The sequence below is a fragment of the Phenylobacterium sp. genome (genome assembly GCF_036563285.1).
Lineage (GTDB): Bacteria > Pseudomonadota > Alphaproteobacteria > Caulobacterales > Caulobacteraceae > Phenylobacterium.
In genome coordinates this window covers 660,103-680,349 of the sequence record NZ_DATCMR010000011.1, presented here as the reverse complement: position 1 = coordinate 680,349, position 20,247 = coordinate 660,103, and the positions used below count along the sequence as shown (strand labels likewise).

Here is a 20,247-nt window from a genome sequence, read left to right as displayed (position 1 = left end):
GACTGTTTCTCGTGAAACAGCCCGCGCTTCAGGGACTTAGGTATTCATCGACTGGAAGAAGTCGTCGTTGTTCTTGGCGTTGCGGAGCTTGTCGAGCAGGAACTCGATGGCGTCCTGGGCGCCCATCGGGTTGAGGATCCGGCGCAGGATGTAGGTCTTCTGCAGCTGGTCCTTCGGGGTGATCAGCTCTTCCTTCCGGGTGCCGGACTTCAGCACGTCGATGGCCGGGAAGATGCGCTTGTCGGCCACCTTCCGGTCCAGGATGATTTCCGAGTTACCGGTGCCCTTGAACTCTTCGAAGATGACCTCGTCCATCCGGCTGCCGGTGTCGATCAGCGCCGTGGCGATGATGGTCAGCGAGCCGCCTTCCTCGATGTTCCGCGCCGCGCCGAAGAAGCGCTTCGGACGCTGCAGGGCGTTGGCGTCGACGCCGCCGGTGAGCACCTTGCCGGAGGACGGGACCACCGTGTTGTAGGCGCGGCCCAGGCGGGTCACGGAATCCAGCAGGATCACCACGTCACGCTTGTGCTCGACCAGGCGCTTGGCCTTCTCAATGACCATCTCGGCCACCTGCACGTGACGGGTCGCCGGCTCGTCGAAGGTCGAGGAGATGACCTCGCCCTTCACCGTGCGCTGCATGTCGGTGACTTCTTCCGGGCGCTCGTCGATCAGCAGCACGATGAGGTAGCACTCGGGGTGGTTGGCGGCGATCGACTTGGCGATGTTCTGCAGCATCACCGTCTTGCCGACCCGCGGCGGGGCGACGATCAGGCAGCGCTGGCCCTTGCCGAGCGGCGCCACGATGTCGATGACGCGGCCCGAGCGGTCCTTCAGCGTCGGGTCGTCGATCTCCATCTTCAGCCGCGCGTCGGGATAGAGCGGCGTCAGGTTGTCGAACAGCACCTTGTGCCGGACGTTCTCGGGCGGCTCGAAGTTGATTTGGTCGACCTTCACGAGCGCGAAGTAGCGCTCGCCTTCGCGCGGGGCGCGGATCCCGCCTTCGACACTGTCGCCGGTGCGCAGGCCGAACTTCCGGATCTGCGAGGGCGAGACGTAGATGTCGTCCGGCCCGGGCAGGTAGTTGGCCTCCGGGCTGCGCAGGAAGCCGAAGCCGTCCTGCACCACCTCCAGCGTCCCGGAGCCCGCGATCTCCACGCCTTCCTCGGCGAGGGTCTTCAGGATCGCGAACATCATGTCCTGCTTGCGCATGGAGTTCGCGTTCTCGATCTCCAGCGTCTCGGCGAAGCTGAGCAGGTCGGCCGGCGACTTGTCCTTCAGCTCCTGCAGGCTCATGCGGGTGAGCCCCATGGCCGCGATGGCCTTGGAGAGGTCGGTGGGCTCGTCGGAGCCCTCGCCGTTGTCCGCCGCATCGGCGGCTTCCGCGGCCTCGGCTGACTCCGGAGCCTCGATCGCATCCGGCGCAGCCGCCTCGGGCCCCTCGCGCGTCAGGTCTTCGGTCGGGGTGTTGTTGTCGTCTTGGTCTTGCATGGGGGTCTCATAATCGGCCGCTCAGGCGGACGGAGTCCCCCTGCGGCCTGGTCAGATGAAGGCGCCTGGATGGGCGCCGTTGTTAGTCTCTCGTGGGGACCGGCCTTAGGGCGCGAGGACCGCGCGGCCGGAGGAAAGGCGGGGCGCGCCGGGATGCCGACGCGTGCCTGATCGGAACCACGGACCAGCCGTGGGGTCAAGCGCGACCGATTAGGTGGGTCACCGCGCGCCGAACTGCAAGGTCACCGCCAGGACGGCGACGACGGCCGCCAGGAACGGGATCTCGTTGGTGGCGCGCCAGAACTTCGCCGTCTTCGGCCGCTCGCCGGCCTCGATCTGGCGGCGGGCCTTGGACAGGAAGCCGTGCCAGCCGGAGAGGAAGATCACGGCGGCCAGCTTCACCATCATCCAGGGCTGGGCGAGGAAGCCCCACCCCTCCTCCATCTGGTCGATGTGGTACCAGATCAGCGTCAGCCCCAGGATCCAGGTCAGCCCCATGGAGGGGTTGATGATGATCCGCATGAGCTTGGCTTCCCACCCCTTGAAATGCGCGTCGAACTCGCTGCCGGGCGGCGCGGTCTCGGTGTGGTAGGCGTAGAGCCGGGGCAGGTACATCATCCCCGACATCCAGGCGATGACCGCGATGATGTGCAGGCCCCGCAGCAGGTCGTACCAGTTCATCTGTCGAATTCCCCCTCGCGGCAGGCGCATTTGGCCAAGCCGGATGGGCAAAGCCAAGGCCCGAATGGCCGCGCATCCCCCACCCGCCCGAGCGCCACGAGCACCGCCTCGGCCAGGCTGTCGATGAAGCCCTCGTGCACGCCCGGCGCCGGCGCCCGCAGATAGGGCCGGCATCCGACCTCGCGGGCCAGATTGGCATATTCATGGTCCAGCTCGACCAGGGTCTCCACATGCTCGGAGACGAAGGCGATCGGGCTCACAAGCACGCCCTTGCCCTCCGCGCCCGCGCGGCGAACCTCGTCGTCCGTGGAGGGCTCCAGCCACTTCAGCCGGCCCACCCGGCTCTGATAGCACACCGTCCAGTCGGGTAGCTCCGGAAGCTGGGCGGCCACCGCTGCGGCGGTGGCCTTGATCTGCGCCTGGTAGGGATCGCCACCCTCGATGATCTTCTGCGGAAGGCCGTGGGCGGAGAACAACAGCCTGATATTGCTGGGGCTTCCGCCCGCTTGCCAAGCCTTCCGGATGGCCGCCACGTGGGCCTCCACCAGGCCAGGCGCAGTGGGGTAGCAGCAGATCGTCCGCGTACGGCCGGGTCCGCGGTAGGCCTTTTCCCAGTCCTTCACGGAGGAGGCCGTGGTGGTGGTCGAGTACTGCGGGTAAAGCGGCAGGAGCACGACCTGGTCGGGGCCGAAGGCCTTCACCTCGGCGGCGGTTTCCTTCGCCAGCGGCTCCCAGTAGCGCATGCAGATGAAGGCCCGCGCCTCGACCTCCGGCGCCCTGCCCTTCAGCGCCGCCTCGAGCGCCGCTGCCTGGGCCTGGGTTTCCGGCAGCAGGGGCGAGCCGCCGCCGATGATGGCGTAGTTGGCCCGCGCGACCTTGGTCCGCGTGGTCGAGATCAGCGCCGCCAGCGGATAGCGGGCCGCGGCCGGCAGCTGGATGATCGCCGGGTCGCGGAACAGGTTGAACAGAAACGGCCGGACCGCCGCCGGCCCGTCGGGCCCGCCGAGGTTGAAGAGGACAACGGCGAGCTTCACGCCGCCATCTCGGCGGCGACCTTCTTGCCGGTCACGCGCTCGACCACACGGGCGATGTGCGCAATGGGCGTGTCGGGCATGACGCCGTGGCCCAGGTTGAAGATGTGCGGACCGCCCTCCCACTGCTCGAGGATCTGCTCGACGCGGGCGTCCAGGGCCGGTCCGCCGGCGCGCAGGAGCAGGTTGTCCAGCGCGCCCTGTATGCACTTGCCATTGCGTTGCAGGCGCCGGCCCTGCTCGGCGCTGGCCTGGGTGTCGAGCGCGACGCCTTCCACCGGCACGCCGGCGGCATAGTTGTCCACCAGGGCGCCTGCCCCGCGCGGGAAGCCGATGAAGGGCACGGTGACGCCGGCCGCCCTCACCCGCTCGACGATCCGGCGATGCGGCTGAATCACGATGCGCTCGAAGACGTCCTCGGCCAGCTGCTCGGCCCAGCTCTCGAAGATCTTCAGCGCCTGCGCCCCTGCCCTCGCCTGCATGACCAGGTAGCGCGCGGTGGACTCCACCAGCACCTCTAGCAGGGCGTCGAGGACCTCAGGGTTCTGATAGGCGAAGGTCCGGGCCGCTTCGCGGTTCGATCCCTTGCCTTCGATCATGTAGGTGGCGACGGTCCAGGGCGCGCCGGCGAAGCCGATCAGCGCCCGCTCGGGCTCCAGCTCGCCGCGCACCCGGCTGAGCGTCTCGCCGATCGACGAAAGCCGGCCGGTGGAGGCCTCGATCTCCCGCTCCAGGGCGGCGATCTCCGGCAGCGGACCCAGCCTCGGCCCCTCGCCCGCCTCGAACCACACCTCCTGGCCGAGCGCGCGCGGGATCAGCAGGATGTCGGCGAAGACGATGGCGGCATCCAGCGGGAAGCGGCGCATCGGCTGCAGGGTGGCTTCGGCAGCCATTTCGGGATCGTGGCAGAAGGCGATGAAGTCCTTAGCGCGGGTCCGGAGCTCGCGGTACTCCGGCAGCGAACGCCCTGCCTGGCGCATGAACCAGATCGGCGGCCGCTCCAGGGTCTCCCCGGCCAGGGCCCGCAGCAGGCGGGGCGTCTCGGGGCTGGTCGGCTCAGGACTGCTCATGCGGGCCATAAAGCCGCTCAGGCCTTCAGGCTCAAGCCCACCCGGCATGATCGGTCCCGCCCTGCCCTTCTTCCTTCCAAGAAGAGTTTTGAAAAGGATTGGGGAAGACAGGGGTAGGGCCTGTCGACGGTGGGGAAAACTCAGGCCGTCCCTGCGACAACCCGAACCTTTTCCCCAGCCGGCGCCCGGACGCGCGGACCCCTTGTCCCGCCCCTGTGGATAGTGGGGAGATCGCGCCAAGCCCGCCTGGCGCCTTAAGGTTTCATTAACCCTCACGGGGACGGACCCGGCCATACCGGCGGCCGTACCGGGCCTGTCGACATCCCGCGGGCCTGGGACCCCGGGCGGGCGCAGCCGGTGAGTTAACAAGGCGTAAACGGCCCGATTCGTCCCGGCTCTTCACCGGCCTCCGGCCGAAGCCCCCGGATCACGCGATCTATCCCCATTGGCGCGCGCCTTCGCTAAGAGGGGTTCCACAGACTTCGTCCCCAAGTGCTTTTTGACGCAGGCGAGATCGAGGAAGACGTGCCAACCACCGCGCCCACACGCCTTGCGACCTACTTTCACATCCACCTGGTGTCGGACTCCACCGGCGAGACCCTGAACGCCCTGGCCCGCGCGGTCTGCGCCCGCTTCGACAACGTCCTGCCCATCGAGCACATCTACGCCCTGGTCCGCTCCAAGCGGCAGCTGGACCGGGCGCTGGGCGACGTCGAGGAGGCGCCCGGCATCGTCATCCACACCATCGTGGACCCTCAGTTGCGCGCCGCGCTGGAGGAGGGGTGCCGCCGGCTCGACATGCCCTGCATCCCGGCGCTGGACCCGCTGGTGGGGGCGATGAGCCGGTATCTGGGCGCCTCGACCACCAGCCGGGTGGGGGCCCACCTGCGGCTCGACAACGACTACTTCAACCGCATGGACGCGCTGAACTACGCCATCGGCCACGACGACGGGCAGGGCGGACAGGACCTCGACCAGGCCGACGTGGTGCTGGTGGGCGTCTCGCGGACCTCGAAGACGCCGACCTGCATCTATCTCGCCCACCGCGGCGTGCGGGCGGCGAACGTCCCCCTGGTGCCGGGCCGACCGATCCCCGACCGGCTGTTCCACCTGAACCACGCCCTGATCGTCGGCCTGACGATCTCGCCGGACCGGCTGATCCAGATCCGCCGCAACCGCCTGCTCTCCCTGAAGGAGAACCGCGAGAGCTCCTACATCGACGTGGACGCCGTGCGCGACGAGATCGTCCAGGCCCGCCGGCTCTACGAGCGCCACGGGTGGCCGACCATCGACGTGACCCGCCGCTCGGTGGAGGAGACGGCCGCCGCGGTGCTCAACCTGCTCTACGGCGGCCACGGCCAGGTGGAGGTGCTCGGGTGATCGTGCTGGCCTCGAAGAGCGTCGCGCGCCGGGCCGTGCTGGAAGGCGCGGCCGTGCCCTTCGAGGTGGCGGTCGCCGGGGTGGACGAGGACGCGGTGAAGGCCTCGCTGCTGGGGGAGGGGGCCACCCCCCGAGACATCGCTGACGCCCTGGCCGAGTTGAAGGCCGTCCGCGTCTCGGCCAAGCGGGCCGGCTTGGTGATCGGCTCGGACCAGACGCTGGAGTTCGAAGGCCGCCTCTACGACAAGGCCGAGACGGTGGAGGCTGCGCGCCAGCGGCTGAAGCTGCTGCGCGGCAAGCCGCACAGGCTGCACTCGGCCGTCGTGGTGGCCAAGGACGGCGCCCCGATCTGGCGCGAGGTGGTGTCCGCCACCCTGACGATGCGCGACTTCTCCCATGCCTTCCTGGAGGCCTACCTGGCCGCGGAAGGGGAGGCGGCCCTAGGCTCGGTGGGCTGCTACCGCCTGGAGGGACCGGGCGCGCAGCTCTTCTCGAACATCGAGGGCGACTACTTCGCCATCCTGGGCCTGCCCCTGATGGGCTTGCTGGACCTGCTGCGCCGCCATGGAGAGCTGCCCGCATGAGACGGATCACCGGCGCCACCATCGTGGCGGGTGTGGCCGGGTCTCCCGTGACCCACTCGCTCAGCCCACTGATCCACAACGCCTGGCTCGACGCGGCCGGGATCGACGGCGTCTATGTGCCGTTCCAGCCCGCCGGCGATCGGTTCGACCGGTTCGTCGAGGGCCTGCGCGGCGGTGCGGTGAGGGGGATCAACGTCACCATCCCGTTCAAGGAGGTGGCGCTCTCCATGGCCGACGAGGTCTCCAAGCGAGCTCATGACGCCGCGGCCGCCAACGTCCTGGTGTTCGAGCCGGACGGCACGATCGTGGCCGACAACACCGACGGCGTGGGCCTGCTGGGGGCCATGAAGGCCCAGGCGCCCGGCTTCGAGATCGCGGCGGGGCCGATCGCGCTGCTGGGCGCAGGCGGGGCGGCGCGCGGGGCGGCTGCGGCGCTGGTGACGGCGGGGGCGCCGGAAGTCAGGATCCTCAACCGCACCCTGGCCAAGGCGGAAGCCGTCGCCGGCGCGCTCGGCGGGGGCGTCAAGGCCTGTCCGCTCTCCGCGGCGCCGGAGGCCTTCAAGGGGGTGACCGCGGTGATCAACGCCACCTCGGCCGGCCTGAGCGGGGAGGGGACCCTGGACGCGCCGCTGGAGCTGACGCCGGAGACGGCGGTGGTGATGGACATGGTCTACAAGCCCCTCCTCACGCCGTTCCTGAAGCAGGCGCAGGACCTCGGCCGGCGCACCGTGGACGGGCTGGAGATGCTGATCCGCCAGGCGGTCCCCTCGTTCGAGACCTTCTACGGCCGCACCCCGCCCGAGCTGGACGTGCGCGCCTTGGCCCTCGGGGTGCTGGGGGAGGGGAGATGATCCTGATCGGCCTGACCGGCTCGATCGGCATGGGCAAGTCCACCACGGCGGCCATGTTCCGCGACGCCGGCGTGCCGGTCTATGACGCCGACGCGGCGGTGCACGACCTCTACGACGAGGGCGGGGCCGCCGTGGGTCCTGTGGGCGAGGCCTTCCCGGGCGCGGTGAAGGACGGCCGCGTCGACCGCGAGGCGCTGCGCCAGGCGGTGCTCGGCAAGCCGGACGAGCTGAAGCGGCTCAACGCCATCGTCCACCCGCTGGTGGGCCGCGACCGGGTGAAGTTCTTCGCCGACGCCGAGGCCCGGGGCGCCGACATGGTGGTGCTCGACATCCCGCTGCTGTTCGAGACCGGCGGCCACGCCAACATGGACGCCGTGGTGGTGGTGACCGCACCGGCCGAGATGCAGCGCGAACGGGTGCTGGCGCGGCCCGGCATGACGCCCGAGCGCCTCGAGGCCATCCTCGCCCAGCAGATGCACGACGCCGAGAAGCGGGCCCGCGCCCACTTCGTCGTCGACACCAGCCGCGGCCTGGAGCCGGCCCGCCAGCAGGTGGCCGAGATCATCGCGGTGATGCGCGATCCACAGAAGAGACCTGCCCGCGACCGCACGGCCGGTTGAGGCCGTCGGCGAACCGCGCCAGAAGAAGACCATGGCGCGCGAGATCGTCCTCGACACCGAAACGACGGGCTTCGATCCCCTGACCGGGGACCGGCTGGTGGAAATCGCCTGCATCGAGATCGAGGACTTCGTGCCGACGGGCCGGCACTTCCACCGCTACATCGACCCCTGCCGCGACATGCCGGCGGAGGCCGAGAAGATCCACGGCCTGTCGACCAGCTTCCTGCGCGGGAAGCCCCGGTTCGAGCATCCGGAGGTGGTCGAGGAGTTCCTCGACTTCGTGGGCGACTCTCCGCTGATCGCCCACAACGCCACCTTCGACCGTAACTTCGTGAACTACGAGCTCGGGCTGTGCCGCCGCGAGCACCTGCACGAGCACCGCTGGATCGACACCCTGGCCCTGGCGAAGCAGCGCTTCCCCGGGATGCACAACTCCCTGGATGCGCTGTGCAAGCGCTTCAAGATCTCGCTCGCCGAGCGCGAGAAGCACGGCGCCCTGATCGACACCAAGCTGCTGGCCGCGGTCTACCTGGAGCTTAGGGGCGGGCGCGAGCGGCGCCTCGAGCTCACCAGCTCGGTCATGGTGCAGGCCGTCGCCGCGGCGAAGAACAATTCCTACGGCGCGCGGCCTCGTCCGCTCGGCCCGCGCTCCACCGAGGAGGAGCGCGCCACCCACGCCAGCTTCATCCGCGACGTGGTGAAGTCGGAAGATCTCTGGAAGAAGTTCGGGATCTGACTTCCCCCCCCCGACGCGGAGGGAAAAGCTTACGCGTGGCCGATCTGCTCGGCGCCGCCCTGGGCCTTGCGCGCAGCGTAGACGCCGGCGAAGTCGATGGGGTCCAGCAGGAAGGGCGGGTAGCCGCCTTCGCTGGTCACGTCGGCGATGATCCGCCGGGCGAACGGGAACAGGAAGCGCGGGCACTCGATGAGCAGCACCGGCTCCACCTCTTCGGCGGGCACCCCGGCCACCTGGAACACGCCGCCGTAGAGCAGCTCCACGACGAACAGGGCGCCGTCTTCACGCGTCGCCTTGGCCGAGAGCTTCAGGTCCACTTCGAAGAGGCCGTCTTCGCGCCCGCGGGCGTTCATCTCGACGCCCAGGTCGATCTGCGGCTGCGCGCCGCCTTGGCGCAGGGTCTCCGGCGCGCGGGGGTTCTCGAACGAGAGGTCGCGGATGAACTGGGCGAGCACCCGGATGCCGGGGCCTTCCTGCTGGGCGGGATCTAGCGCGCCGGACGCAGCGTCGGTGTCGGTCATGGAACTGGAAAATCCGTGGTGGAAAGGGCGCAATCGCCGCCTAATCGGTGGCGCGGGCTATCATGCGGACCCATTGGATGCAACGCCGCCCCTGACGGGGGCGTTCGGTAAGCCTATATTGCATCGCGACACCTAAGACGCAGACGTCTGGAAGGCCAAGGTTGCAAGTCCTGGAGCTCATCATCTTCGCCGGCCTCGCGGCCATCGTGCTGTACCAGCTCTACTCGGTGCTGGGCCGGCGCGTGGGCCGTCAGCCCGAAGACCAGCCGGCCGCCGCCTCCGCCACGCCGGTGCGCGCGCCCGACCGCCCGCTCGACGTCGAGGCTGACGGCGTGGCCCTGACCGGACTGGCCGCCGTGCGGTCCAAGGACCCCAGCTTCGACGTGAACCGCTTCCTCTCCGGCGCGAAGTCCGCCTACGAGATGATCGTGAAGTCGTTTGCCGCCGGCGACCGCGCCACCCTGCGCAACCTCCTGGCGCCGCAGGTGATGGCCAGCTTCGACACGGCGATCGCCCAGCGCGAGGCGGAGGACCGCACCGAGACTGTCGAATTCCTGCACCCGCCGCGCGCCGACCTGGAGAAGGCCGAGGTGGTGGGCGCCGACCTCGCCCGCCTGACCGTGCGGTTCCTGGCCGAGTTCCGCTCCCGCACCAAGGGGCCGGAAGGGGAGGCGGTGGACGACCGCCGCACCGCCGAGCTGTGGACCTTCGAGCGAAACCTGAAGAGCCGCGACCCCAACTGGATGCTCGTCCACGTGGACGCCGCGGAGGCTTAACGGCCTCCCACTGGACATGAAGCGGCCGCTGAAGCCCGAGGAGCTGCGTGTCTGGAGCCGCGTGGCCGGAACCGTGCACCCGCTGCCGGGGCGCATCCTTCCCTCCCCTCCAGGGGAGGGACAGCCCGCCACGGGCGGGCCGGGTGAGGAAGTCGCGATCAAGCGCAGACCTCACAATCCTGTCCCCACGCCGCCTCACCCTGGCCGCCCCGCGGCCGGTCCCTCCCCAGGCGGGGAGGGGAAGCCGATCGAGCCCAACCGCAAGCACCGCATCGCCAAGGCCCGCGAGGAGATCGGCGCCCGCCTCGACCTGCACGGCCTGGACCAGGACCGCGCCCGCGCCACGCTGGAGGCCTTCCTGCACCGCGCTTGGGACGAGGGCTTCCGCGCCGTGCTGGTGATCACCGGCAAGGGGGTGCAGGGCGACGGAATCCTGCGCCGCCGCGTCCCGGAGTGGCTGGCGGCGCCGCACCTCATCGCCATCGTCGCCGGGATCGCCGAGGCCCACCGCCGCCACGGGGGGGAAGGGGCGCTCTATGTGGCGCTGAAGCGCAAGCCGCGGACTTAGTCGTTCCGTTAGGGCGCAGCCGCCGATTCGGCGCCTGGCTTTTCCCACGATGCTGGGCCCCAAGGCGGCGGGCCAATCCGGAACTTCGCCTGATAGCTGAACCTGCGACCTGCCGTGGGAGAGCTATCCTTGGCCTGCGGACCAATGCGGAAGGTCGAGACCATCTTCAGCGCAGCGCCTCCGAAGCCTTGCTCGGTTGGCGTTTCGCGCACCACCTCGCAGTCCGCCAGCCTGCCGTTTCGATCGATCGTGCAGAGCACCTGGGCCATGCCTTCGATGCCGGCCCGCTGTGCCTTAGGGGGGAAGAAGCGCTGCAACTGGGGATCGGTGTATTTGACCTGGACGTCGCGCGCAGTGAGAGGCGTCGCCTCGGGCGCGCTTTCCGCGACCGCCAGAGCAACGAAGGTCAACCACAGAAGCATTCGGTGATGCTAAGCTGCGGCGTAGGGGCCGGCAACGTCAGCCGCGCGAGGCCTTCTCCGCCAAGCCCGAGGTCCCCTCTCTGGCCTCCAGCTTGGCCGCGACCTCATCGAGGCTCACCCCAGCCGCCGCCAGCACCACGAGCCAGTGGTAGATCAGGTCGGCGCTTTCCGCGGCGAGCGCGTCGGTATCGGCTTCGAGCGCGGCGATCACCGTCTCGACGGCTTCTTCCCCGAGCTTCTTGGCGGCCTTGGTGGGGCTGGCCAGCAGCTGGGCGGTGTAGGAGGCGCCCGCATCTGCGGCCTTGCGGCTCTCGATCGTCGCGGCCAGCCGCTGGACGACCTCTGCGAAGCGGCTCATGCGGCGGCCTCCGTAATCCGGACCGGCAGGCCCTGCGCGGCCATGGCCTGCTTGACCTCGCCCACCGACACCTCGCCGAAGTGGAAGATGGAGGCTGCGAGCACGGCGTCCGCGCCCCCTTGTTTCACGGCATCGACCATGTGCTGGGCGTTGCCCGCGCCGCCCGAGGCGATCACCGGCACGTTCACCGCCGACGTCACCGCCTTCAGCAGCTCCAGGTCGTAGCCGGTCTTCGCCCCGTCGCGGTCCATGGAGGTCAGCAGGATTTCGCCCGCGCCGCGCGCCACGACGTCGGCGGCGTAGTCCACCACGTCGAGCCCGGTGTCTTCCCGCCCGCCGTAGATGAACACCCGCCAGGTCTCGCCCACGCGCTTGGCGTCGATCGCCACCACCGTCGCCTGGGACCCGAACGCGTCGGCGCAGGCGGTAACCAGGTCGCGGTTCTGCACGGCCGAGGTGTTGATGGAGATCTTGTCGGCCCCGGCCAGCAGCAGGCGCCGCGCATCCTCTACCTGGCGGATGCCGCCCCCCACCGACAACGGCATGAAGCAGACGTCGGCCGTCCGGGCCACCACGTCGAGGATGGCGCCCCGGTTCTCGTGGCTGGCGGTGATGTCCAGGAACATCAGCTCGTCGGCGCCGGCGGCATCGTAGGCGCGGGCCTGTTCCACCGGATCGCCGGCGTCGCGCAGCGAGACGAACCGCACGCCCTTCACCACGCGTCCGTCCTTCACGTCCAGGCAGGGGATGACGCGGACGTTGAGCATCTAAGCCGCCGCTTGCAGGGCTTCGGCCGGGGCGATGGCGCCGTTGTAGAGCGCCCGGCCCAGCACCGCGCCGGCGATCGGCGTGCCCGCGCGGGCCTTCAGCTTCACGATGTCGTCCACAGTGGCCAGGCCGCCCGCCGCGATCACCGGGATGTCCACCGCGTCCGCGATGGCTCCGAAGGCGTCGACGTTGAAGCCCATCACCGTCCCGTCCCGGTCGATGTCGGTGATGATCAGCGCGCCGACGCCCACGTCCTCGAACCGCTTCGCCACCGTCACCGCGTCCAGGTCGGAGCTCTCGGTCCAGCCCTGGGTGGCCACCTTGCCGGCGCGCACGTCGACGCTGACGGCGATCTGCTCCGGCCATTTGCGCGCCGCCTGCCGGACCACCTCAGGCTCGGTGACCGCGACGGTGCCGAGGATCACCCGGCTCACGCCCGCCTCGATCCAGCGCTCGACGTCGGCCAGGCTGCGGATCCCGCCGCCCAGCTGCACCGGCACCGAAACCGCGCCCAGGATGGCCTCGACCGCCGCCTCGTTCACCGCCTTGCCCTCGACCGCGCCGTTCAGGTCGACCACGTGGATCCAGTGGAAGCCTCCGGCCGCCCAGGCGCGGGCCTGGTCGGCCGGGGAGTTGTTGAACACGGTCGCCGTCGAGAGGTCGCCGTGCAGCACGCGCACGCACTGGCCGTCCTTCAGGTCGATGGCGGGATAGAGGATCATGGCCGCCACTCCAGGAAGCGCGCGAGAAGGGAAAGGCCCGGGCCCTGCGACTTCTCCGGGTGGAATTGTACGCCGGCCAGGTTGCCCCGCGCCACCGCCGCGGGGAAGCGCCCGCCGTGGTCGACCCAGGCCATTACGTCGGTGTCGTCCTTCGGGAAGATGGCGAAGGAGTGGGTGAAGTAGACGTCGCGGTCCCCGACGCCCTGCATCACCGGATGGCCGGTGGCCTCCACCAGCCTGTTCCAGCCCATGTGCGGGACCTTGGCGGCCGGATCGGCGGGCTCGATCCGCCTCACGTCCCCGGAAATCCAGTCGAGGCCGGCGGTCTCCCCGAACTCCAGGCCGCGGGTGGCCATCAACTGCATGCCGACGCAGACGCCCAGGAACGGCGCGCCCCGGATCCGCACTGCCTCGGTCATCGCCTCGATGAGCCCCGGCCGCGCCTGCAGCGCCTCCATGCAGGCGGCGAACGCGCCCACGCCCGGCAGAACCACCCGGTCGGCGGCGACCACGGTCTCGGGATCATGGGTGACCACGATCTCACTGGTCCCGTCCGCTGCGCGGACGAGGGCCTTTTCGGCCGAGCGCAGGTTGCCCGACCCGTAGTCGATCAGGGCGACCCTCTGCATGGAGATTTCCTAGAGGACGCCCTTGGTGGAGGGAGCGTGGCCTTGGGTCTTGGGGTCGAGCTCCACCGCGTGGCGGAGCGCCCGGGCCAGGGCCTTGAACCCGCTCTCGGCGATGTGGTGCGAGTTCGTCCCGTAGAGGCACTCCAGGTGCACGCAGGCGCCGGCGTTCATGGCGAAGGCGTGGTGGAATTCCTTGAACAGCTCGGTGTCCATGTCGCCGACCTTCGGCGTGCGGAAGTCCACCTTCCAGATCAGGTATGGCCGGTTCGAGAGGTCGATGGCGCAGCGGCTGAGCGTCTCGTCCATGGGGATGTAGGCGTGGCCGAACCGGCGCACCCCCTTGAACCCGTCCAGCGCCTGCTTGAACGCCTGGCCGATGACGATACCGGTGTCCTCGACCGTGTGGTGCATGTCGATGTGCAGGTCGCCCTTGGTCTCGATCTCCATGTCGAAGCCGCCGTGCCGGGCGAAGCTCTCGAGCATGTGGTCAAAGAAGCCGACGCCGGTGGTGACCTTGCACACGCCGGTCCCGTCCAGGTCCACATGGACGCGGATCTGGGTCTCCTTGGTGTTGCGGACAACTTCGGCAGTGCGGCTCATGGCGCGTCAGTATCCCTTGGACTCGGCCAGTTCCTTGAGGGAGACCTGCGGCCGCGGCCCGTAGTGCGAGATCACCTCGGCGGCGGCGAGGGATGCGAGCTTGCCGCACTGCTGCAGCGGCCGCCCCCGCGACAGGCCGAACATGAACCCGGCCGCGTATTGGTCGCCCGCGCCGGTGGTGTCCACGACTTTCTCCACCGGCTCGGCGGCCACGGTCAGGCGCTCGCCCTTGGAGAGGATGACCGAGCCCTGCGCGGCGCGAGTGACGGCGGCGAGCTCGACGCGCTCGCGCAAGGCGGACACCGCCTCGTCGAAGTCGGTGGTCCGGAACAGCGCGCAGACCTCGCTCTCGTTGGCGAACAGCAGGTCCACCTGGCCCTCGATGAAGCCAAGCAGGGCCTCGCGGTGGCGCTCCACCACGAAGCTGTCGGAGAGGGTCAGCGCGATCTTCCGGCCCGAGCCGTGCGCCAGGGCCGCGGCCTTGGCGAAGGCCCGCCGGGCGAGTGGAGCGTCGAACAGGTAGCCCTCCAGGTAGACGATCTTCGCGCTCTCGATGACGTCCTTGTCGACGTCCTCGTCGGCGAAGGCGGTCGACGCGCCCAGGAAGGTGCACATGGTGCGCTGGCCGTCGGGCGTGACGTTGATCATCGACACCGCCGTCGCCTTGCCGCCGACCAGCGGCGCGTTGGCGAAGTGGGCCCCGATGGCCTTCATGTCGTGGGTGAAGACCGCGCCCAGCTGGTCGTCGGCCACCTTGCCCAGGAAGGCGCCCTTGCCCCCGAAGCTGGCGAGGCCCGCGATGGTGTTGGCGGCCGAGCCGCCCGAAGCCTCCACGCCGGCCTGCATGCGGGCGTAGATCCGCGCGCTCTGGTCCTCGTCGACCAGCATCATCGCGCCCTTCGTCAGGTGGTTGAAGGCCAGGAATTCCTCCGTGGCCGGCGCGATCACGTCGACGATGGCGTTGCCGATCGCGGCGACGTCGTAGAGGTCTGGCATAGTTCAGGAATTCCCCGGGCAGGCCGGGGGCGTGTAGCGGAAATCGCGCGGCGGGGCTAGGCGCGGGCGCTCAGGCGGCGAAAATCCAGCCTTCGGCGTCGACGCAGACCACCGGCGCTCCGCCGAACTTGGACAGCACCGGCTCAGGCTCCGCCACCGGCGCGGTGTGGGGCAGGCTCGCCCACTGCTCCAGCGCCGAGCCGTCCATGTGGATGGCGATCGGCTCGGGAACGCTCACGCCGTCCAGGCCGATGGAGACGAACCCGCGGTGCAGCCACCGCGTGAAGCCGAAGCTCTCCTCGATCCCGCCCTCTTCCGGGCCCAGCAGTCGCAACGCAGCCATGGCTCAGCTCTCCTAGCGGCGCCGTAAACCGTCGAGGAAGCTGCGCAGTTCCCGCCTAGCCGCCCCAGCGGCCGCCGCTGTAGCTGCGGTTGCTCATCCGCCCGCCGAAGCCGCCGCGCGACAGGACGGAAGTGCGGGTCTGGGCCTTCGGCGGGGCGATGGTGTCGGGGGCGTCGAAGCCGCGGGCCGCCACGCGGGTGCGTCCGGTGGAATAGTCCCGCCACACCGGAGCTCCGGAGGCCGTGTAGTAGCCGCCGCTGCGCCAGTCGCGGTAGTAGCCGCGCCCGCCCCAGCCGCCGTCCAGCATCCGGCCGACGATGAAGCCGGTGATCAGCGGGCCCCAGATGGAATGCCCGCCGTTCGCCGCCTGCCGCGGCACGCACTGGCCTTCGCCATGGACCTCCTCGCAGCTCTTCTGGTCGTTCCAGCTGGCCGACTTGGCGTCGTCCTGCAGCGCTGCCTTCTCGGCCGTCTCACAGGCCGCGTCGGGCACCTCGTCCTTGGACTTGCACTCGGCCAGCGACTGGTAGGCGTAGGCGTCCACGGACTGGCCAGGTTGCTCGATCCGGACATTGTCCGGCGTGGAGTCGCAGGCGGTGAGGGACAGGCCCCCCGCCGCCATCAGGGTGGTCAGCGCAAGCGAGCGTGAGCGTTTCATGGCCGGGCCTCAGGTGGTCATGCAGGCGGCGTTCAGCACGCCGACGGCCAGCGAGATCATCAGGACGTAGACGGCGGCAGACATCTCGCCGCGCTCGATGCGCGCGGAGAGGTCGGGCAGCGCCAGGCGCCGAACGGCCCAGAAGGTCACGATCTGCACCACGCCGGCCACCACCGCCCAGGCGACGAACTCCGGCAGGCTCACCGTGTGCGCCAGGGCCGAGGCCAGCGGGATCACGTAGCCCAGCACCGCCCCGCCCAGCGCCACGGCGGCCGCGGCGTTGCCCTGGCGGATCAGCGCGCCTTCGTTGTGCGGCGTGATCACCTGGTAGATCGCCTTGAAGATCAGGGTGAAGCCGCCGGCGGCGAGGAAGGCGAGCGCGAAGTTGAGCGCCCCGGCCCCGAAGGCGTTGGTGTCTAGGATCATGCCTCGAATTCTCCTGTGTGGAGGGGGATGCCGACCATCACCTCATGGGTGAGGTCGCCGCCTTCGGGCTCCATCTCGAGGGCGAGAAGCAGCTCGCGGCCTTCGTCCGGGAGGTCCCGGGCAAACAGCATGCAGGTCTGGTAGATGCGCCGGGCGCTCGACATCTGGCGGTCGTCGTAGACGCTCTCCCAGAAGCTCACCGGGTCCTGCCGCTCGTCGGCCTCGCCGAACCAGAAGCGCCGGTACTCCGGCAGGCCCTCGTCCGTGAAGGTCCGCGCCCGCAGCCGGTCGATCCATCGCCGCTTGGCCGCCGCGTCGGGGGGATAGGCGCTCGACCAGGGCGTAAAGAGGGTGAAGTCCTCGGCGCCTGCGCCCGCCCGGTCGGGACTGACCATCTGCAGCATGACGTCGTCCTCCGTATAGAAGCGGTGGACGAAGCCGTCCGCGGTCTCGATCAGGCCCTGCGCCACGACGGCCAGCACGTCGGTGTCGATCCGGAAGCGCGCGCCGCCGCCCAGCCTGCGCCAGGCCAGCGGGTCCAGCCGGACGCTGCGGCCGATGGTGACGTTGCGGACTACGGGAAGCGGGTCCGCCTCGGACCTGCCGCCTCGCCCGAACAGTTTCCTGAACATCAGGCCGTCTTCCCCATCGCCCAAGGATCGCGCCTCGCGGACCCTATTGTCAAGCATACATGTATCGCATACATGTACCTTCATGCCGCCGCGAACGCCGAAGCCGCCCGTCGACAAAGCCCGAGAACGCACCCGGGCATGGCGGGAGGAACGGCGCAAGCTCGGCTTGGTGAAGTTGGAGCTGTGGGTCCCGGAATCGGCGAAGGCCGATGTCCAGGCCGCGGCCAGATCGATCGTCATGGCGTCGAGCCGCGGACCGACGCTGATCAACAACCCTCTTCCGCCCGAAGGATCGTTCGAGATGGACCACGTGATCGATACGGATTGGACGGTGAAGGGCCTGGCTCAGGCTCTGACCGAGACCCGCCTGGCGCGGGAGGGCGAGATGACCGTCCGCGTGCTCGAGGGCGCCGAGCCGGTGCTGCAGATCACCATGCACGAGCAGGGCGACCTGCCGATCTACCTCTCCATCGGAGCCGAGCAGATCGTCGTTTCAGCCCTGCTGTGGCCGTGCGACGAGCAGGCCGACCGCGCCGCCTTCAACGAGTTCCTGCTGAAGGCCCAGAAGCTGGTGCCGCTCTCCAACTTCGGCATCACCACCGTCAGCGGCCGCGACTACTACGAGCTGTTCGGCGAGATCTCCTGCAAGACCACCCTGCAGACCGTGCTCATCGAGTTGCGCATGCTGGCCGAGAACTCGATCCGCGCCGCGTCCGACCTGCGCGAGAACTTCTCGCGCGCCGCCTGATCCCAGTCCCTTCAAAGGAATAGCCCATGTCCATGTGGAGCAAGCTGATCACCATGCTGCGCGGCGGCGCCTACGAGGCCGGCGAAGCGGTGGTCGACGCCAATGCGCTGCGGATCCTCGACCAGGAAATCCGCGACGCCGACAACGCGCTGAACCGCGCCCGCGACGACCTCGCCACCCTCGTCGCCAAGCGGCGGATGATGGAGAAGGAGCTGCAGAACCTGCAGGACCAGGCGCGCCGCTACGAGAGCTCGGCCCGCGCGGCGCTCGCCAAGGGCGACCAGGCCCTGGCCCGCGAGGTCGCCCAGCGGATCGCCGACCTCGAGACCGAGGCCAACACCAAGACCCCGCAGCTCGCCGACATGCGGGTGGCCGAGGAGAAGATGCACCAGACCATCGCCACGACGCAGCAGCGGGTGGAGAACCTTCGCCGCGAGATCGACGTGGTGAAGGTCAACGAGAGCGTCCAGCGCGCCCAGGCGGCGGTCGCCTCCCGCGGCTCCGGCGCCCAGGCGACCCTGGGCTCGGCCGCCGACAGCCTCAAGCGCATCAAGGAGCGCCAGGCGGTCCGCGACGAGCGCTTCAAGGCTAGCCAGGAGCTGGAGGACATGCGCACCGGCGCCGACCTTGACGCCAAGCTGCAAGCGGCCGGCATCCTGCCCGGCTCGTCATCCGCCGACGACATCCTGGCCCGCCTCTCGGCGCCCGCCGAGGAGCCGCTGCAGATCGAGGCGCCGCGCCTGCAACTCGAGCAGCAGCCCACGGCCGTCCCGCGGTCGGAGACCTGAGGCGCCCGTGAAACGGATCGTCACGCCCGAACGGGCGGGGTGGAAGGACAAGGCCGAGAAGCTCGGCTTCACCTTCCATCACCTGGACGGCGCCCGCTACTGGGACGAGCGCGCCTACTACGCCTTCAGCCTCGAGGAGGTGGAGGAGGGGATCGAGGCGCCCGCGGCCGAGCTCCACGCCATGTGCCTGGAGCTGGTCGACGAGGTGACCAGGAGCGAGGCGCTGATGGAGCGCCTGGCGATCCCGGAGGCGTCGCGCGACGACGTGGCCGAGAGCTGGGCCCGCAAGGACCCGTCGCTGTACGGCCGCTTCGACTTCGCCTACGACGGGACCGGCCCGGCCAAGCTCTTCGAGTACAACGCCGACACACCCACGAGCATCTACGAGAGCGCCGCCTTCCAGTGGCTGTGGCTCGAGGACCTGATCGCCGAGGGTCGGCTGCCGAAAGAGGCCGACCAGTTCAACAGCCTCTACGAAAAGCTGAAGGCCCGCTTTGCCGAGCTCTTCCCGAACGGCGGCTTCGTGCACTTCGCCGGCGTCGAGGACAGTGTCGAGGACCGCCAGAACCTCCGCTACCTGGAGGACATCGCCTCGCAAGTGGGCATCGAGCCGAAGTTCGTCCCCATCGACCAGATCGGCCTCGACGCCGACGGCAAGCTGGTCGACCAGGACAACTACATCGTCCACGCGCTCTTCAAGCTCTACCCGTGGGAGGAGATGCTGCGGGAGGACTACGCCAAGGCCATCAAGGGCTCCGGCGTGCGGTTCCTGGAGCCGGCCTGGAAGGCGGTGCTCTCCAACAAGGCCATGCTGCCGCTCCTGTGGGAGCGCCACGCCGGGCACCCGAACCTGTTGCCGGCCTTCTTCGAGGACGACCCGCGCTCAGCCGAGCTGGGGAACAGCTATGTGCGCAAGCCGCTGTTCTCGCGCGAAGGCGCCAATATCGAGCTCGTCGACGACGGTCGCCGCGCGCCGGTGCTGGACCAGGGCTACGGCGAGGAGGGCTGCATCCGCCAGGCGCTCCATCCGCTGACCCGGTTCGACGGCCACTACCCGGTGGTCGGCGCCTGGATGGTCGGCGACGAGCCGGCCGGCGTCGGCATCCGCGAGGACCGCAGCCGGGTGACGAAGAACATGAGCCGCTTCGTGCCCCACGCCATCGTCTAGCGAGGGACGAACAGATGCCGGCTCGGGCAGAGGTCGGCGACCGGGCACTCCTCGCACTTCGGGCGGCGCGCAGTGCAGGTGTAGCGGCCGTGCAGGATCAGCCAGTGGTGGGCGCGGCTCTTCTGAGGGTCCGGGACGATCGCCATCAGGTCCTGCTCGACCTGGTCCGGAGTCTTGCCCGACGACAGGGCCAGCCGGTGCGAGACGCGGAAGACGTGGGTGTCCACCGCGATGGCTGGCTCGACCCGCAGCTCGTTCAGCACCACCGAGGCCGTCTTGCGCCCCACGCCCGGCAGGGCCTGCAGCTTCTCCCGCTCCAGCGGCACCTCGCCCGCATACTGCTCCACCAGGATGCGGCTGAGCGCGATGACGTTCTTGGCCTTGGAGTTGTAGAGGCCGATCGAGGAGATGAAGGGCTTCAGCCCGTCCTCGCCCAGCGCCAGCATGGCCTGCGGGGTGTTGGCGACCTTGAACAGCTTGTCGGTCGCCTTGTTGACTGAGACGTCGGTGGCCTGGGCCGACAGCGCCACGGCCACGACCAGGGTGAAGGGGTCCTGGTACTCCAGCTCGGTGGCCGGATCGCTCTCCAGCGCCTCAAAACGGTCGAAGATCTCGGCGATCCGGGCCGCTTCCGCCGGCTTGAGGCGCTTCTTCTTCGGCAGGGGCTTCTTCGGCATGGGCGG

27 protein-coding genes are annotated in these 20,247 nt (G+C 69.5%); 10 read left to right on the top strand and 17 right to left on the bottom strand.

The genetic code is table 11. The features are described 5' to 3' along the window. Positions 1 to 36 precede the first annotated feature (36 nt). From rho to hemE, 4 genes are all read right to left on the bottom strand, one after another. On the bottom strand, positions 37 to 1,488 hold the full coding sequence (gene rho / locus VIL76_RS14055) for a transcription termination factor Rho (protein WP_332045656.1): 1,452 nt from the start codon (positions 1,486 to 1,488) through the stop codon (positions 37 to 39). A gap of 219 nt (positions 1,489 to 1,707) precedes the next feature. Next, positions 1,708 to 2,169 carry a CopD family protein gene (locus VIL76_RS14050; RefSeq protein WP_332045655.1) on the bottom strand — a complete coding sequence of 154 codons (462 nt, stop codon included), beginning with the start codon at positions 2,167 to 2,169 and terminating at the stop codon, positions 1,708 to 1,710. Then, positions 2,166 to 3,203, bottom strand: coding sequence for a ferrochelatase (hemH, locus tag VIL76_RS14045; RefSeq protein ID WP_332045654.1), 1,038 nt, complete (start codon positions 3,201 to 3,203; stop codon positions 2,166 to 2,168). The genes VIL76_RS14050 and hemH overlap by 4 nt, the downstream gene beginning before the upstream one ends. Further along, positions 3,200 to 4,270, bottom strand: coding sequence for a uroporphyrinogen decarboxylase (gene hemE / locus VIL76_RS14040; RefSeq protein ID WP_332045653.1), 1,071 nt, complete (start codon positions 4,268 to 4,270; stop codon positions 3,200 to 3,202). Before hemE ends, hemH begins: the two co-directional genes overlap by 4 nt. A 525-nt stretch (positions 4,271 to 4,795) precedes the next feature. On the opposite strand from hemE, the gene VIL76_RS14035 reads away from it, so the two are divergent. Genes VIL76_RS14035 through dnaQ form a run of 5 tightly spaced genes read left to right on the top strand, consistent with a single transcriptional unit; the run spans position 4,796 to position 8,441 of the window. Next, complete coding sequence (locus VIL76_RS14035; RefSeq protein WP_332045652.1) at positions 4,796 to 5,650, top strand: pyruvate, water dikinase regulatory protein; 855 nt, start codon at positions 4,796 to 4,798, stop codon at positions 5,648 to 5,650. Then, positions 5,647 to 6,234: a Maf family protein gene (locus VIL76_RS14030; RefSeq protein ID WP_332045651.1), complete on the top strand. Its 588-nt coding sequence runs from the start codon at positions 5,647 to 5,649 to the stop codon at positions 6,232 to 6,234. Before VIL76_RS14035 ends, VIL76_RS14030 begins: the two co-directional genes overlap by 4 nt. Continuing rightward, positions 6,231 to 7,085, top strand: a complete 855-nt coding sequence (aroE, locus tag VIL76_RS14025) for a shikimate dehydrogenase (RefSeq protein ID WP_332045650.1) — start codon at positions 6,231 to 6,233, stop codon at positions 7,083 to 7,085. The genes VIL76_RS14030 and aroE overlap by 4 nt, the downstream gene beginning before the upstream one ends. Next, a complete protein-coding gene (gene coaE, locus VIL76_RS14020; protein ID WP_332045649.1) occupies positions 7,082 to 7,705 on the top strand; it encodes a dephospho-CoA kinase in 624 nt (207 codons plus the stop codon). Before aroE ends, coaE begins: the two co-directional genes overlap by 4 nt. 31 nt (positions 7,706 to 7,736) lie before the next feature. Next, the gene (gene dnaQ, locus VIL76_RS14015) at positions 7,737 to 8,441 is read left to right on the top strand and encodes a DNA polymerase III subunit epsilon (protein WP_332045648.1); all 705 of its coding nucleotides are present in this window, start codon (positions 7,737 to 7,739) and stop codon (positions 8,439 to 8,441) included. A 29-nt stretch (positions 8,442 to 8,470) separates the two neighbouring features. Here dnaQ and secB read toward each other — a convergent pair whose 3' ends face one another. Continuing rightward, the gene (gene secB, locus VIL76_RS14010) at positions 8,471 to 8,962 is read right to left on the bottom strand and encodes a protein-export chaperone SecB (protein WP_332045647.1); all 492 of its coding nucleotides are present in this window, start codon (positions 8,960 to 8,962) and stop codon (positions 8,471 to 8,473) included. Positions 8,963 to 9,123: 161 nt separating this feature from the next. Between secB and timA the strand changes: the two genes are divergently transcribed. Then, complete coding sequence (gene timA / locus VIL76_RS14005) at positions 9,124 to 9,738, top strand: TIM44-related membrane protein TimA (protein ID WP_332045646.1); 615 nt, start codon at positions 9,124 to 9,126, stop codon at positions 9,736 to 9,738. Positions 9,739 to 9,754: 16 nt separating this feature from the next. Then, entirely contained in the window at positions 9,755 to 10,306 is a 552-nt protein-coding gene (locus VIL76_RS14000) for a Smr/MutS family protein (protein WP_332045645.1), read from the top strand. Between the two features lie 8 nt (positions 10,307 to 10,314). Here the strand turns inward: VIL76_RS14000 and VIL76_RS13995 are convergent, their stop codons facing one another. The 11 genes from VIL76_RS13995 to VIL76_RS13945 form a co-directional block, all read right to left on the bottom strand. Then, entirely contained in the window at positions 10,315 to 10,728 is a 414-nt protein-coding gene (locus VIL76_RS13995; protein WP_332045644.1) for a TonB family protein, read from the bottom strand. A 37-nt stretch (positions 10,729 to 10,765) separates the two neighbouring features. Then, positions 10,766 to 11,086, bottom strand: a complete 321-nt coding sequence (locus VIL76_RS13990; RefSeq protein WP_332045643.1) for a phosphoribosyl-ATP diphosphatase — start codon at positions 11,084 to 11,086, stop codon at positions 10,766 to 10,768. Further along, positions 11,083 to 11,853, bottom strand: a complete 771-nt coding sequence (gene hisF / locus VIL76_RS13985) for an imidazole glycerol phosphate synthase subunit HisF (RefSeq protein WP_332045642.1) — start codon at positions 11,851 to 11,853, stop codon at positions 11,083 to 11,085. Before hisF ends, VIL76_RS13990 begins: the two co-directional genes overlap by 4 nt. Continuing rightward, positions 11,854 to 12,576, bottom strand: coding sequence for a 1-(5-phosphoribosyl)-5-[(5-phosphoribosylamino)methylideneamino]imidazole-4-carboxamide isomerase (gene hisA, locus VIL76_RS13980; RefSeq protein ID WP_332045641.1), 723 nt, complete (start codon positions 12,574 to 12,576; stop codon positions 11,854 to 11,856). It lies immediately after the preceding gene. Beyond that, positions 12,573 to 13,205, bottom strand: a complete 633-nt coding sequence (hisH, locus tag VIL76_RS13975) for an imidazole glycerol phosphate synthase subunit HisH (protein ID WP_332045640.1) — start codon at positions 13,203 to 13,205, stop codon at positions 12,573 to 12,575. The genes hisA and hisH overlap by 4 nt, the downstream gene beginning before the upstream one ends. Before the next feature lie 9 nt (positions 13,206 to 13,214). Then, positions 13,215 to 13,805, bottom strand: a complete 591-nt coding sequence (gene hisB / locus VIL76_RS13970; RefSeq protein WP_332045639.1) for an imidazoleglycerol-phosphate dehydratase HisB — start codon at positions 13,803 to 13,805, stop codon at positions 13,215 to 13,217. A gap of 6 nt (positions 13,806 to 13,811) precedes the next feature. Beyond that, positions 13,812 to 14,801: an adenosine kinase gene (locus VIL76_RS13965; RefSeq protein ID WP_332045638.1), complete on the bottom strand. Its 990-nt coding sequence runs from the start codon at positions 14,799 to 14,801 to the stop codon at positions 13,812 to 13,814. Between the two features lie 70 nt (positions 14,802 to 14,871). After that, on the bottom strand, positions 14,872 to 15,144 hold the full coding sequence (locus tag VIL76_RS13960; protein ID WP_332045637.1) for a hypothetical protein: 273 nt from the start codon (positions 15,142 to 15,144) through the stop codon (positions 14,872 to 14,874). A 55-nt stretch (positions 15,145 to 15,199) separates the two neighbouring features. Next, a complete protein-coding gene (locus VIL76_RS13955) occupies positions 15,200 to 15,802 on the bottom strand; it encodes a DUF1190 domain-containing protein (RefSeq protein ID WP_332045636.1) in 603 nt (200 codons plus the stop codon). A 9-nt stretch (positions 15,803 to 15,811) separates the two neighbouring features. Beyond that, complete coding sequence (locus VIL76_RS13950) at positions 15,812 to 16,228, bottom strand: DUF350 domain-containing protein (protein ID WP_332045635.1); 417 nt, start codon at positions 16,226 to 16,228, stop codon at positions 15,812 to 15,814. Next, positions 16,225 to 16,860 carry a DUF2491 family protein gene (locus VIL76_RS13945; RefSeq protein ID WP_332045634.1) on the bottom strand — a complete coding sequence of 212 codons (636 nt, stop codon included), beginning with the start codon at positions 16,858 to 16,860 and terminating at the stop codon, positions 16,225 to 16,227. Before VIL76_RS13945 ends, VIL76_RS13950 begins: the two co-directional genes overlap by 4 nt. A 169-nt stretch (positions 16,861 to 17,029) precedes the next feature. On the opposite strand from VIL76_RS13945, the gene VIL76_RS13940 reads away from it, so the two are divergent. From VIL76_RS13940 to VIL76_RS13930, 3 genes are read left to right on the top strand one after another with little or no spacing between them, the layout of a single operon-like run. After that, positions 17,030 to 17,608, top strand: a complete 579-nt coding sequence (locus tag VIL76_RS13940) for a YjfI family protein (RefSeq protein ID WP_332045633.1) — start codon at positions 17,030 to 17,032, stop codon at positions 17,606 to 17,608. 26 nt (positions 17,609 to 17,634) lie between these two features. Beyond that, positions 17,635 to 18,396, top strand: a complete 762-nt coding sequence (locus tag VIL76_RS13935) for a PspA/IM30 family protein (RefSeq protein WP_332045632.1) — start codon at positions 17,635 to 17,637, stop codon at positions 18,394 to 18,396. A gap of 7 nt (positions 18,397 to 18,403) precedes the next feature. Then, complete coding sequence (locus VIL76_RS13930; RefSeq protein ID WP_332045631.1) at positions 18,404 to 19,564, top strand: glutathionylspermidine synthase family protein; 1,161 nt, start codon at positions 18,404 to 18,406, stop codon at positions 19,562 to 19,564. On the opposite strand, the gene nth is transcribed toward VIL76_RS13930, so the two are convergent. Then, entirely contained in the window at positions 19,561 to 20,241 is a 681-nt protein-coding gene (nth, locus tag VIL76_RS13925; protein WP_332045630.1) for an endonuclease III, read from the bottom strand. The genes VIL76_RS13930 and nth overlap by 4 nt on opposite strands. Positions 20,242 to 20,247 lie beyond the last annotated feature (6 nt).